The sequence below is a fragment of the Tepidisphaeraceae bacterium genome, from assembly GCA_035998445.1.
Lineage (GTDB): Bacteria > Planctomycetota > Phycisphaerae > Tepidisphaerales > Tepidisphaeraceae > DASYHQ01.
On the sequence record DASYHQ010000033.1, the window covers coordinates 169,579 to 182,882 of the forward strand.

Below are 13,304 nucleotides of genomic sequence, written 5' to 3' on the forward strand. Positions count from 1 at the left end.
GGGTGCGACGCCACGCCGAATCGGCGGGTGGGGAGGTGGAGTTGAAGTACCGCCAAGGAAGAGTCTGTGTCTCTCCCCCTGTCCTCCTCTCCCCCGTATTTGGTCAAGAGGAAGAGGTTGAACCACAGAGGAAACAAAGAGCACAGAGGCGGACACCGAGCGGAATCCCTTCTGATTCGGATCTGGCCTTTGGTCATTTGTTTGGCATTGGAGCTTGGGATTTCGCCTTTGCCCTCCATTCGACGGCCCCATCTGCACCGACTAAAGTCTTCCCATGGCATCTTTCCTCGTTATCGCCCCGCATCCGGATGACGCTGAGCTTGGCATGGGGGGCACGATTCTGAAACTGAAGGCGGCGGGGCATCGGGTGCATATCGTCGACATGACCAACGGCGAGCCGACGCCGTTCGGCAGTCCAGAGATCCGGGAGAGGGAATGGACGGCCGCAGGGAAGGTGCTGGGAGTGTCGCGGTCGAACCTGGGGCTGCACAATCGTATGGTTCAGCACACGATCGAGGCCCGGCACAAGCTGGCGAGCGTGGTGCGCGAGCACAAGCCGGACGTGATGTTCGTGCCGTACCCGATCGATGCGCATCCGGATCACGTTGCCGTCACGAAGATCGCGGAGGACGCGCGGTTCGATGCGAAGCTGACCAAGTGCGACACGATCCACGGCTCGCCGTGGCATCCGAAGCGCATCATCTATTACTTCTGCACGCACCTGAAGATGAATTTCGACCCGACGTTCTGCATCGATATCAGCGACACCTACGCGACGAAGATCGAAAGTGTGAAGTGTTACGCCAGCCAGTTCGTCGGCAACAGCGGCCACGTGCCGGAGATGGTGGGGCAGATCACCGCGTACTTCGGGAACCGGATTGGAGTGGCGCACGCCGAGCCGTTCTTCACGCGGGAAGTGCTGGGGTTGGGAGGATTGGATCAGCTCGTCTAAGGGACGTTTCCGGCCCATCGGCCCTTGGCCATTCCGGCCGTTGCACATAGGCTATAGCTTTACTGATTACCGGAGCACGCCATGGCCGACGATTCGTTTTCGCTGCATATCGATACTGATTGGAAGAAGCAGGCGCAGGAGGAGAAGAAGCGCTTAGCAGAGGAACAGGCCAAGCGGTCCGCGCCGCCCGCCAACCCGGCCGCGGCCGCCCCGACCACGGGTGCGAGTGCCGCGGCGCCAACTGCGGGCCGTGGGTCGGCCGCCAGTGCACGCGGCCCGCGCGAGATGCCGCCGGCGTCGTTCGCGACGCTCGTGCAGACGGCGTTGACGCAGGCACTCTTTTACATGGGCGAACTCGGATCGCAGGGGCCTGAGGGCATTAACCTGGACATGGCCAAGCACCAGATTGACACGCTGGCGGTGCTGGAGGACAAGACCAAGGGCAACCTGACCGCCGACGAACAACGCGTGCTGGACGCGGCGCTGTACGAGACGCGCATGCGGTACGTGTCAGTGGCGTCGCAGTACCTGTAGGTGCCTGAGGAATTCGTGCCCTCATTCTGCGCGCGTTATGCAGACCTACATGATCCTCCTTGCTAGCGAATTCTGGAATTTCGGCTATCTGGTACCCGCGTTCTTTTTACTCTACGCGGTTATCGTCGCAGGTGCGGTTTGGTTCGCGCTATGGCTAACGCGCGATCAACCCACTGGGCGCCAGAGCCCACGCTCTGCTCGTGCAAAGCCGCCGGAGTGAGAGAGGAAAGCCACTGATCAAACGCCCGCGGGCCGGTGCATCGCTGCACCGGCCCGCTTCGTTCCTACAGATTCTAACAACGACCCGTCGCTTACCGCGGCCGTGAACCGAATGGCCGGGGCTCCTGTTCCATCTCAACGTTGTTGTAGCGCAACAGCGTTCCCTTGGCCTTTTCCAGTCGGGCGATGGCGGTGTTGTAGTTGCTGATGCTGGCGGCCTCGGCGCGGGCGGTTTCGGCCAGGCGAGCCTGGGCGTCAAGCTTCAGGTTGACGAACTCGGGGGTCAGCGGTTCCTGGTTGTCCTCGCGCTGCTGTAACGCGGCGAGGTTGTCGGCGGCGGCGAAGCGGGCCCGGCGGGTGGCGGCGATCTCGTTGTAGCTCACCTCCACGTCGCGCAACTGCTGCTTCACGTCCAGCGCGACCTGCTCGATCAGGCTGCGGTAGCTCTCGATCGCCTGCTGCCGCTGCAGCAAAGCCCGCTGATGAATCGCGCGGGCGGCGCGGTTGCCGATCGGGATCTCGAAGACGAACCCGAGCGACCACGTGTTGTATTCCTGGTCGCCCAGCGTGCTGTAGGCGCCGTCGATGTCCTCGCCGATGCCCTGCAGGCCGTACGTGCCCTGCAGGTTCAGCGACGGCAGCAGGTTGTTCTTGGCCACGCTGGCCGCGATCGACGCCGAGTCGATGCGCAGCTGCTGCTGGCCCAGTTCCAGGCGGAAATCGAGGGCGGTCTTGATCTGGTCTTCCAGCACGAATGAGACGGGCAGTTCCACCGGGTCCGACGCCGGCAGCAGGGTGGTGCCGGACGACACGGGCATGTCCGGGTCGTTCATCACGCGCTTGAGCTGGTCCGACAGGTTCTGCACCTGCTGCCGAGCCCGAAGCAGCGCCGCGGAGCGGCTCTCGGCGCTGGCGAACGCCTGCGACACCTGCACGCGGCTGACGTCCTGCCCGATACGCTTGCGCAGCAGGTCGACCGTGCTCAGCGTCTCGTTGTACAGCCGCTCGGCGATCAGAAGCTCGCGCTCGGCCTGCACGAGCTGCCAATAGGTGCGCTCGGCCAGCTCGAGGTTGTCCTCGATCGCCTTGCGGAACTCGAGCAGCGACACCCGCTGGGCGTTGCGGGCGATCACGATGCGCGCCTGGTTTACGGTAAAGCCCGCATCGCGCAACAGCGGTTGCGTGACCTGAAACGTGATGTCGTTCAGGTAGTACGGGTTGACGCCGAACTGCACGTTGCGCGAGATGCGCTGAATGCCCGTACGCAGCTCGACCTGCCCGCCGCTGGTGAGGATCTGGCGGATGCCGGTCTGCCCCTGAGTGACGCGCGAGATGGTCGGGTCAAATGGATTGCCTGTCTGCAGGCCCTGCGCGGGCGTGAGGATCTTCGAGTCCTGGTATTGCAGGTTCGCGAAGAGCGCGGGATCGAACCGCGCGTCGGCCTCGATCACGCGTGTCGCTTCGACTGCGGGGTCGAAGCTGGCGATCTTTACGTCCAGGCTGTACGCGATCGTTCGCTGGATGACTTCTTTGAGCCCGATGCGTTCGGTTTCCGCGAACAACTCAGGGGTCGTCAGTTCGACGACCGGCGCGGTGGACGGCCCGGCGATGCCACCGCTGTCACGCGTGGTGGGGCCGGTGGTCGGGCGGGTCGCAGCGCGGGTGGTGCGGTTGCCGGTGGCGGGCTGAGCCTGCTGTTCGGGGGGCGCGTCGAGCGGGCTGACGAACGTCGTCGGCAGGGGCGGCATGGCCGCCGGTGAGAACTCGCTGGAACGGGCGCGCTCGTCCGACTGCAGCGCCCGCGGGCGAAATGGTGGTGGCTCGGCCGCGTTGCAACCGGCAATCGCCAAGCCCAGAACCAGTACGCTCGTCTTCCGCTTCCGCATCATGCCCATTCAGTATGCTCCATCCGTGTTTGGGCGGGCATTGTAGGAACGGCGCGGCCGCTTTCCAACAAGGTTGAGGCTGTCAACTGGAAAAATGTCGACCGCGGGTGACCTCTGGACTTCATGTCGCGGCGGGTCCACATCGTTTCGCGCCGGCAACGCGCGACAGTATGATCCCGGGCATGAGTGAATCGGCCACCGTCAGCACGCCCGCGATCGAACGAAAGTCCTTCGAAGCCCCCGTCCGCGACATCATGGATGGCGCGGCCCGCTGGGAGATGAAGATTCACGACCACGGCCTCGTTGCCCTGGTCGACGTGATGCCGCGCCTCGTCCCCGAGGGCAAGACCGCCGACTTTGCCATCGTGCAGGCGGCGCGCGTGTCGTACGGCGAGGGGACCAAGCTGGTGAACGAGGACACCGGCCTCATTCGCTACCTCGCGCGGCACCGGCATTCGACGCCGTTCGAGATGGTCGAGTTCAAGTTCCACCACGTGATGCCGATCTTCATCGCACGGCAATGGATCCGCCATCGCACTGCCAACGTGAACGAGTACAGCGCGCGGTACAGCATCGTGAAGGACCGCTTCTACCGCCCCAGCCTCGATAACGTGCGCAAGCAGAGCACCAGCAATCGTCAGGGCGGCGAAGGCCCGACCGACGTCGCGACGGGCCAGGAGTTTCTGGACTACCTGGATGAGATCGAACGCAGCTACGAGAAGTACCAGCACTTCATCGACAAGGGCGTCGCCCGCGAGATTGCCCGCATCGCGCTGCCGGCTAGCGTGTACACCGAGTGGTACTGGAAGGTGGATCTGCACAACCTGCTGCGCTTCCTCAGCCTGCGCATGGACCCCCACGCCCAGCAGGAAATTCGCGACTACGCGTGGGCCATGTTCGAGCTGATCCGCCCCGTGGTGCCGGTGGCCGCCCAGGCGTTCTTGGATTACGACTTCGAGGCCATGCACCTCACGCGGCTCGAGATCGAGGCCATCAAGTCCGGCCAACCCCTGAACACAACCAACAAGCGCGAGACGGCGGAGTGGGAAGCTAAGAAGGGGAAGCTGGGGTTGTAGTGAGCCTGTATTGGGAGACTGCGATGCCGGTGCCAACGATCACTCTGCTGGGTGAAAAGTTCGTCGTAATACCCGAAGCGGAATACCTGCGACTGAAGCGGTCCGCCAAATCCGGGCAAGCCAAGCGCAAAAGGCGCATCCCTTCGGCAGAAGACTTGGCGGACATTGCGGAGATCAAACGCATAAAAGCCGATCTTACGCAGAAGTTCATTCCGTGGAGTGAGGCCAAGAAGCGGCTGCGTAGGCTCTAGTGAGATCAGTCGATGAAACAGGACATTGAAACGTTCGTTCACGAAAGAGTCGCGTATCTTGCAAATGCGGGGCTTGCCCGTCGCGGCCCAGTGCCGGAAGAGGTGGTCCGCGAAACCGCCAGGCGCTTTCAGGAACAGTTCGGGTTCGACCTTCCAGCAATCTACTTAGACATCTGCCGGATCGAAGACGGTATCGAATGTGGTGGTGCGGCGCTGTTCGGTCTAATCACGCGCACAGAATCTGGCGCGGACTTCCCGTGGACTGAAGGATTGCTGGATGCCTACGAAACGCAGGTGGTTGACATAGGCGAAGAGGAGTTCATCCCGTTCGGACTAGCGACGGACGGAGGTGACCAATACGGGTACGATTTGACCGATCAGCAGTTTGTTCGAATCGTCAGACATCGAAGCGATAGACAACAGACCTACGCCGACTTCGAAGACATGTTTCGCGACTTCGTCGCGCGGGGCCGCCAGTTTGAATAGCGACAACGTTCAGTTGCCGCAAGGAGCTTAATGCCCGACCTTCCCCCCATCCAAACGCGCCAACTGTTGCCCGACGCCAACGAGTCGTGGCGGATCTTCCGGATCATGTCCGAGTTCGTGGAAGGGTTCGAGGTGATGGGCCGCGTGGGGCAGGCGGTGACGATCTTCGGTAGCGCGCGCACGAAGCCGGACGACCCGTACTTCAAGGCGGCCGAGGAGACCGCCCGGCTGCTGGTGAAGAAGAAGTACGCCATCATCACCGGGGGTGGGCCAGGCATTATGGAGGCGGGGAATAAGGGGGCGTTCGAGGCCAAGGGGACCAGTGTTGGGCTGAACATCACGCTGCCGCAGGAGCAGGAGGGGAACCGCTATCAGACAGTCCCGCTCGACTTCCACTACTTCTATGTGCGCAAGGTGATGTTCGTGAAGTACAGCGGCGCGTTCATCGTCTTTCCCGGTGGGTTCGGCACGCTGGATGAATTGTTCGAGGTGCTGACGCTCGTGCAGACGCTGAAGATCGAGCCGATGCCGATCGTGCTGTACGGCAGCGCGTACTGGTCGGGCCTGGTCGGGTGGATCAAGTCGCAGATGGGGACGTACTACATCGACGTCGAGGACACCGACATCTTCCGCATCGTCGACACGCCCACCGACGCAGTGCGAGAGGTGGTGGCGGGGATGAAGAAGCCGTGGTGGCGTCCCTTGGATGAACAGCCGGTCCCCGCGCCCGCGCCAGGCGCCACCGCCGAGGCGGCGGCCGCCGCGTCGTCGATCGCATCGCAAGGCGAGGCCGCTACGACAGGTGAAGGTACGCGATACGGTCGCCGGGCGAAGCCAACGACGAAGAAGCACGCCAAGCCGTCGCGCAAGCCCGTGCAGTAAAGGAAAACACCCAGCCCCATCCAGGCAACACGACGGCCGGTTCAGCTTTGCTGAGCCGTCACCACCGCCCCGTAGCGTCTCGGTGACCGGTGGCACGTCCGATACTTCGTCGTTCCGCACCGCGCGCCGGGTCAACCTGATGCAACAATTTCTGCATTTGGAACTGGTGCGGCCCAAATCTGCTTTAGTCTGCCAACTTGCACGACGATGACGACAGCAGTGCCGCCGGTTTCGGTGGCGCCACGTGTCCCGAGTACCGCGATTTTGCGGATCGAACGGGGCAGCGTCCGGTATGAGCGCGACGTCGTGCATCATGGTAGAGCAAACGAGCCTAGCGGAACTCATCGGCATCGCGGAGCTCAGCATCGCGCTCCTGTGTAGCCTGCTCGCGCTGACGTGTTGCGCGTTTGGCCGGCTGGCCGCGCATCGCGATCATGTTGCCACCCGGGTCGTTGCGGTGGCGAAGCCTTCGGTCATCAACACGCCTTCCATTTCCACCGGCGACGTGCCGATCGCCGAGCGGTTGGCCGCCACCGAGGCGCAGTATCAGGCGTTGGTCGAGCGTGTGCCTGCAATCGTTTACACCTGCACGTTTGGGGCCGACTGCCAGTGCTACTACGTCAGTCCGCAGATCATCGCGATCCTCGGGTTCGAACCGCACGACTGGATGGGCGACCGCACGTTCTGGTTCAAGCGAATCCACCCCGACGACCGCGTGCGCGCCTTAGCCGAAGAGGACGCCGCCAAGCGCACCGGTGAGTTGCACAGCGAGTACCGCATGATCCGCCGGGATGGGCGGATCATTCACGTAAAGGACAACGCGAAGGTCATCTACGACGACGCCGGCGAGCCACTTTACCTGCAGGGGTTCCTCACCGATCAGACCGAGCAGCGCACCGCGCTCATCCAGCTGCGCGCCAGCGAGCTGCGATTCACTGAATTCATGAAGAACCTGCCCGGCGTGGCGTTCGTGAAGGACGATGAGGGGCGCTACGTCTACTGCAACGATGCCTGGCAATCCATGTTCGCGACCGGCGTGCCTGCCTGTCCCGGCATGAGCGACGAGGAACTGTTCCCCTCGATCGCCGACCGTCTGCGCGAGAACGACCTGCGCGTGATCGAGAGCGACCGCCCGGTGCAGCTAGAAGAAAGCATCCCCCAGTCCGGCGGCACGCGGCACTACCTCGTCTGCAAGTTCCCGATGCACATGGAAGGGGGCCATCGCCTGCTGGGCGGCATCGCGGTCGACATCACCGATCGCAAGCGCGCGCAGGAACAGTTCACCAGCCTGTTCGAGAACGCCGTCGAGGGCATCTTCCGCACCACCGCCGACGGGCGATTCATCGCGGCCAACCCGATGCTGGCGCGCCTGTACGGCTACGACAGTTCCGCGCAGCTCTGCCAGAGCGTGGGCAACATCGGCCAGCAGTTGTACGTCGACGAGCGCCGCCGGGCGCAGTTCCAGGACCTCATTGAGCAGCACGGCTCGGTGACCGGCTTTGAATCGGAGATCCGCCGGCGCGATGGGTCGATCATCTGGATCAGCGAGAACGCGTGGCGGACCTGCGACGACGACGGCAAGCTGCTGTACTACGAGGGCACGGTGATGGACATCACCGCGCTGAAGCAGAACCTCGCGCTGAACGTCGCCAAGCAGCAGGCGGAAGAGGCCAACCGCGCCAAGAGCGAATTCCTGGCCAACATGAGCCACGAGATCCGCACGCCGATGACCGCCATCATGGGCTACACCGACCTGCTGCTCGACGAGATGCGCGAGCACCCGCGCGCCGGGCAGTGGCTGTCGATCATGCGCCGCAACGGCGACCACCTGCTCGGCGTGATCAACGACATACTGGATCTGTCCAAGATCGAAGCCGGCAAGATGACGGTCGAGCAGTTGGAATGCTCGCCGTGGCAGGTCGTCACCGACGTGGCCGCGTTAATGCGGGCTCGCGCAAGCGAAAAGCAACTGGCGTTCACCTGGGACCGCGCCACCGGTGTGCCCGACACCGTGCTCACCGACCCGACCCGACTGCGGCAGATCCTGATGAACCTCGTCAGCAACGCGATCAAGTTCACCGATCGCGGCCACGTGCGCATCGTGCTGCGCACGCTGCCTGAGTCGATGGACGGCACAATTGGTAGCACGGCCGGTAACACCGGCGACCCGCGCAGCGTTCGCCTTGCGTTCGATGTGATCGATTCCGGCGTGGGCCTGAGCGCCGAGCAGCAGTCGGTGTTGTTCGAAGCCTTCACGCAGGCCGATACCTCGCACACGCGCCGCTTCGGTGGCACCGGGCTGGGGCTGACCATCTCGCGCAAGCTGGCCCGCATGCTGGGCGGCGACATCACGATCACCGGCGATACCGGTTCCGGCAGCACGTTCAGCGCGACAATCACCGCACTTACCGTGACGCGGCCGCACCGGTTGCAAGCGCCCCGGCCGACGCCGTTCGCTTTGAGCACCGAGTTCCGCGCCCTGGCGCCAATATCCGATCTGGCGCAGCAACCATTGCCGAAGCTGCGGGGGCGCATCCTGCTGGCCGAGGACGGGCCGGACAATCAGCAGATGATCACGCTGATCCTGGAAAAGGCCGGCGCCACCGTGACGTTGGCCGAGAACGGTCGGGTGGCGGTGGAGCGCGCGACCGAGGCGTGGGAGCGTGGCGAGCCGTTCGACCTGATCCTGATGGACATGCAGATGCCCGAGCGCGACGGCTATTGCGCAACGCGCGACTTGCGCGAGCGCGGCTATCGGTTGCCCATTATCGCGCTGACCGCCCATGCGATGGAGAGCGAGCGCGCCCGCTGCCTGACGGCCGGTTGCGACGAGTACACGACCAAGCCGATCGACCGCAGGCAGCTGTTGAATTTGGCATCGCGATTCATGAACCCATCGCAGCCGGTGCGTGTGCATAAGTCGCTCGTCGTACCTTCCATGAGCCACGCGAGCGACGACCTGCAGATGGTCGACCTGAGCGGTGACCCGGAGATGTTGACCGCGGCCAACAACTTCCTGCGTGTGCTGCCGGCTCGGCTGGAGGCGATCCAACAAGCGCTGGCGGCATCTGACCTCGATGTCTTGGTCAACCTATCGCACCAACTGCACGGCACGGCCGGCACGTTCGGGCTGATGAACGTTACCCACGCCGCCGCCGCCATCGAGCACAGCGCCCGGAGCCACGCCGACGTCGAGGAACTCGCACGCGCGGTTGATGAACTGGGCGTGTTGGTTTCGCAGGCGCTTTCCACTCAGTCTTGCCGTGCGCTGGATGGGAAAGCGGGTCGATAGTGCGACTCGTCCGCAAAACTGGTTGCCCCCGGCATCCCAATTCACGCGATGTACGCCATATCAGATGACGGAAGCGTCCACTTCTAGGCGTCGTCCGCAAAATCGTTGAAAATTGTTGAGAATTGAAAACCGTCCGGTTAACCTCCGCGGAACGGGCAGCCACATATTTCGAACAGGTCGCCTTCGCTTCTAGGAGTTGGGCAATGGCAACGGGCAACGTTAAATGGTTTGATTCGAAGAAGGGCTTCGGTTTCATCGTTGGGCCTGAGGGCAGGGACGTCTTCGTCCACTTCAGCAGCATCGACGGAGACGGCTTCCGATCGCTGAAGGACGGCGAACCGGTCGAGTACGAGTTGATCACCGGCGCAAAGGGCCTGTCGGCCCTGAAGGTGAAGCGCGTCACGGTGCCTGAGCGCGCGGGCGTTTAAGTCCTGTCCATTCCTCGTGTGCGACCGGCGGCTTGTCCGTCCGTGTCTTTGCATTCATGCGACAACGGCACGGGCGGGCAAGCCGCCGGTGGCAACTGCGCTGGACATGCTGGCGTGATTTGAACTGCGTGGTGCACCCTGTTTCTGCTTGATCGCTCACCTTTCGCTTCGGCGCGACCTCCCGTAATCTCCCGCCCATGACTCCGTTTGCCTGGGGCATGCTCGCCGGCTGGGTGAGCGGCCTGATCGTCCTAGCCGTCGTCGGTTACGTCGCGTACCGGCGCATCCTCACGCTGCGTGCCCGCGCACTCGAGGCTCAGCGGTTGGCCGAGTTGGGCACGCTCACCAGTGGCCTGGCGCACGAGATTAAGAACCCACTCTCGACGATCGGCCTGAACCTTCAGCTGTTGAAGGAAGACCTGCCGCAGGACGACCCGAACCACCCACGGCTGGTGGCGCGGTTAAACTCCGTCGTTCGCGAGGCCAATCGGCTGAAGGACATCCTCGACGACTTCATGCGCTACGCCGGCCGGATCGAACTGGAACTGGTGCCGACCGACGTCGGCGAACTGCTGGAAGACCTGGTCGACTTTTTTACCCCGCAGGCGCAGCTGGCCAAGGTGCAGTTGCGCCTGAAAAAGCCACCCACCCCGTTGATGGCGCGCATCGATGAACGGCACCTGAAGCAGACGATCCTCAACCTGATGCTGAACGCCACGCAGGCGATGACCGAGGGCGGGGAACTGATCCTCGGCGCCCGGCCCGAAGGCACCTTTGTCGTCATCGACGTGATCGACACCGGCCCCGGCATCGCGGCCGACCGGGTCGACCGCCTGTTCGACGCCTACTACTCCACCAAGCCCGGCGGCACCGGCCTTGGCCTGGCCATCGCCAAACGCATCATCGAAGCCCACCACGGCACGATCACCCTGCAAAGCCAACTCGGCAAAGGCACGGACTTCACGATTCGGCTGCCGTTGGAGAAGTAGGGCGGAAGGCGACCTCGGCGCTTTCTGTCTCTTGCCGGACCCTGGGAAGAGACGGTGTTTATGAAGTCTCGTCCCCTCTCCCGGTACTCCGGGAGAGGGTTAGGGTGAGGGTGATTTCGCGCTGCTGGCGACTTCAGAAAGAACAGAATGCATCCTCACCTATCCTCTCCCGGAGTACCGGGAGAGCCGGGGGGAGATCCTTCGGAGCACCTCAGGATGACGAGTGGCGCGACTCGCATCAGAGCCCGAACCGTCAGACTTCTCCTCTTCCCGTGTCATCCCCGCTTTCCCCCGCTACACTTACATCGCTATGGCCGACAGCAACGTGATCAAGTCCAACATTCTCGTGATCGACGACGAGCGCGAGCACGCGCAAGTGATGTGCGAGGCGCTGACCCGACTGGGGCACAAGTGCGACCTCGCCTACAGCTTGGCCGAGGCGAGGATGAAGCTTGGGCGGAAGAATTACGACGTGATCGCGACCGACCTGATGATGGAGGGCCGCAAGGACGGCCTGGCCGTGCTGCATGAGGCGCTGGCGCTCACGCCGCCACCGCCGGTGGTGCTGGTGACGGCCCATGCGGACATTCCGACGTGCAAGCAGGCGCTGAACGAAGGAGCGTACGACTTCATCGAAAAGCCGCTGGATTTGGAATATTTCCGCGCCCAGATCAACCGCGCCGCAGAGCGGGCGAACCTGCAGAAGCAGAACGAGGTGCTGCAGCAGCAACTGGTCGACTCGGCCGGGTTCGAGGGCATCATCGGCGTTAGCCCGTCGCTGCAGGCCGTCGTGCGCACCGCACGGCAGGTGGCGCCGAGCGACATTCCCGTCCTCATCCTCGGCGAAAGCGGCACCGGCAAGGAACTGATCGCTCGCGCCATTCACAACAACAGCAAACGCCGTAAGAACCGCCTGGTGCCGCTGAACTGCGCCGGCCTTAGCGAAAGCATTCTGGAAGACGAATTGTTCGGCCACGTGAAGGGGGCCTTCACTGGCGCCCAGACCGACCGCGAGGGCCGATTCGAACACGCCGACGACGGCAGCCTGTTCCTCGACGAGATCGGCGACATGCCCGCCGCCATGCAGGCGAAGCTGCTGCGCGTGCTGGAGAACGGCGAGGTCGTGCGCCTCGGCAGCAACGAGCCGATTCGCGTCAACGTGCGGTTGATCAGCGCCACCAACCGCAAGATCGACGAGATGGTCGCCGAGAAGCAGTTCCGCGAGGACCTGTACTTCCGCATCAAGGGCGTCACGATCCAGATTCCCCCGCTGCGCGAGCGCCGCGAGGACATCCCGCTCTTGCTCCACTACTTCATGCAGCAGGCCGGCGAGCGTTACGGCAAGCAGATCGACGGCCTGAAGCCCGAGGCCCAGCAGGCCCTCATGAGCTACGGCTGGCCCGGCAACGTGCGCCAGTTGAAGAACGTCATCGAAAACATGGTCGTGCTATCGCCCGAGGGCAAGATTGGCCCTGAATCCCTCCCCCCGGAAATCCGCCCCCACGGCGGCGCCACCGGTGGCGGTGGCATGAACAACCTCGTCGGCATCAGCATCGAACAGGCCGAACGCGAACTGATCCGCAACACCCTGAAGCTGGTCCACGGCAACCGCGAGCACGCCGCGAAGATGCTGGGGATTGGGGAGCGGACGCTGTACCGGAAGATCAAGGAATACGATCTGACGGAGTGATCGCCAGTCTCCCTGCCGTACCACGGGCGGCCCGCCCGTGTCTTCTATCCTCGCTTCATCAAGAGCACGGGCGGGCCCCCCGTGGTACGGAACCCAATGTCATCTGATCTCCGCATCGGCCACGGTTACGACCTTCACCGCCTTCAATCGGGTGGCCAACTCATCCTAGGTGGCGTCGTCGTCGCCGAAGGTATCTCGCCCGTAGCGCACAGCGATGGGGACGTCGTCCTGCATGCGCTGGCCGATGCGCTGCTGGGGGCGCTGGGCAAGGGGGACATCGGCGAGCATTTTCCGAACGACAACTCCGCCTACCGCAACGCAGCCAGCATGTACTTCATCAACAACATCAAGTCGCTGATGGCGCTCGACGGGTGGCGGCCCGTGAACATCGACATCACCATTCTGGCGGAACGGCCGAAGTTGAAGGCGTTCAAGCCGCGGATGGTGACGTTCATCAGGGAATTGCTGGATTGCCCCGTGAACGTGAAAGCCGGTACCAACGAAGGCGTCGACGCCATCGGCCGCGGCGAGGCGATCGCGGCCCACGCGGTGGTGCTGCTGGGTAAGGATGAAGGTTGAATAGAAGCAGGGCGGCCGTCCGCGTTTTTCCATGCTTTAC

Annotated in this window: 12 protein-coding genes; 11 read left to right on the plus strand and 1 reads right to left on the minus strand. The window is 63.3% G+C overall.

The annotated features are described in order from the left end of the window. Nucleotides 1-274 precede the first annotated feature (274 nt). Together bshB1 and VGN72_14185 are read left to right on the plus strand one after the other, a co-directional pair. Nucleotides 275-952 (plus strand): bacillithiol biosynthesis deacetylase BshB1, encoded by a 678-nt coding sequence (gene bshB1 / locus VGN72_14180; GenBank protein HEV7300509.1) that lies wholly within the window; start codon nucleotides 275-277, stop codon nucleotides 950-952. An 81-nt stretch (nucleotides 953-1,033) separates the two neighbouring features. Then, nucleotides 1,034-1,486 carry a DUF1844 domain-containing protein gene (locus VGN72_14185; protein HEV7300510.1) on the plus strand — a complete coding sequence of 151 codons (453 nt, stop codon included), beginning with the start codon at nucleotides 1,034-1,036 and terminating at the stop codon, nucleotides 1,484-1,486. A gap of 311 nt (nucleotides 1,487-1,797) precedes the next feature. Here VGN72_14185 and VGN72_14190 read toward each other — a convergent pair whose 3' ends face one another. Next, the gene (locus VGN72_14190) at nucleotides 1,798-3,594 is read right to left on the minus strand and encodes a TolC family protein (protein HEV7300511.1); all 1,797 of its coding nucleotides are present in this window, start codon (nucleotides 3,592-3,594) and stop codon (nucleotides 1,798-1,800) included. 179 nt (nucleotides 3,595-3,773) lie between these two features. On the opposite strand from VGN72_14190, the gene thyX reads away from it, so the two are divergent. The 9 genes from thyX (at nucleotide 3,774) to ispF (ending at nucleotide 13,264) form a co-directional block, all read left to right on the plus strand. Then, nucleotides 3,774-4,667: an FAD-dependent thymidylate synthase gene (thyX, locus tag VGN72_14195; GenBank protein HEV7300512.1), complete on the plus strand. Its 894-nt coding sequence runs from the start codon at nucleotides 3,774-3,776 to the stop codon at nucleotides 4,665-4,667. A 23-nt stretch (nucleotides 4,668-4,690) separates the two neighbouring features. Then, on the plus strand, nucleotides 4,691-4,918 hold the full coding sequence (locus VGN72_14200; protein HEV7300513.1) for a hypothetical protein: 228 nt from the start codon (nucleotides 4,691-4,693) through the stop codon (nucleotides 4,916-4,918). A 12-nt stretch (nucleotides 4,919-4,930) separates the two neighbouring features. Next, nucleotides 4,931-5,404 carry an SMI1/KNR4 family protein gene (locus tag VGN72_14205; GenBank protein ID HEV7300514.1) on the plus strand — a complete coding sequence of 158 codons (474 nt, stop codon included), beginning with the start codon at nucleotides 4,931-4,933 and terminating at the stop codon, nucleotides 5,402-5,404. 30 nt (nucleotides 5,405-5,434) lie between these two features. Beyond that, nucleotides 5,435-6,286: a TIGR00730 family Rossman fold protein gene (locus VGN72_14210; GenBank protein HEV7300515.1), complete on the plus strand. Its 852-nt coding sequence runs from the start codon at nucleotides 5,435-5,437 to the stop codon at nucleotides 6,284-6,286. A gap of 313 nt (nucleotides 6,287-6,599) precedes the next feature. After that, entirely contained in the window at nucleotides 6,600-9,578 is a 2,979-nt protein-coding gene (locus VGN72_14215) for a PAS domain S-box protein (GenBank protein ID HEV7300516.1), read from the plus strand. Nucleotides 9,579-9,781: 203 nt separating this feature from the next. Next, a complete protein-coding gene (locus tag VGN72_14220) occupies nucleotides 9,782-10,006 on the plus strand; it encodes a cold-shock protein (GenBank protein HEV7300517.1) in 225 nt (74 codons plus the stop codon). 197 nt (nucleotides 10,007-10,203) lie between these two features. Further along, the gene (locus VGN72_14225) at nucleotides 10,204-10,995 is read left to right on the plus strand and encodes an ATP-binding protein (protein ID HEV7300518.1); all 792 of its coding nucleotides are present in this window, start codon (nucleotides 10,204-10,206) and stop codon (nucleotides 10,993-10,995) included. A 310-nt stretch (nucleotides 10,996-11,305) separates the two neighbouring features. Then, nucleotides 11,306-12,685, plus strand: a complete 1,380-nt coding sequence (locus tag VGN72_14230) for a sigma-54 dependent transcriptional regulator (protein ID HEV7300519.1) — start codon at nucleotides 11,306-11,308, stop codon at nucleotides 12,683-12,685. Between the two features lie 96 nt (nucleotides 12,686-12,781). Next, nucleotides 12,782-13,264 (plus strand): 2-C-methyl-D-erythritol 2,4-cyclodiphosphate synthase, encoded by a 483-nt coding sequence (gene ispF, locus VGN72_14235; GenBank protein HEV7300520.1) that lies wholly within the window; start codon nucleotides 12,782-12,784, stop codon nucleotides 13,262-13,264. Nucleotides 13,265-13,304: the final 40 nt, after the last annotated feature.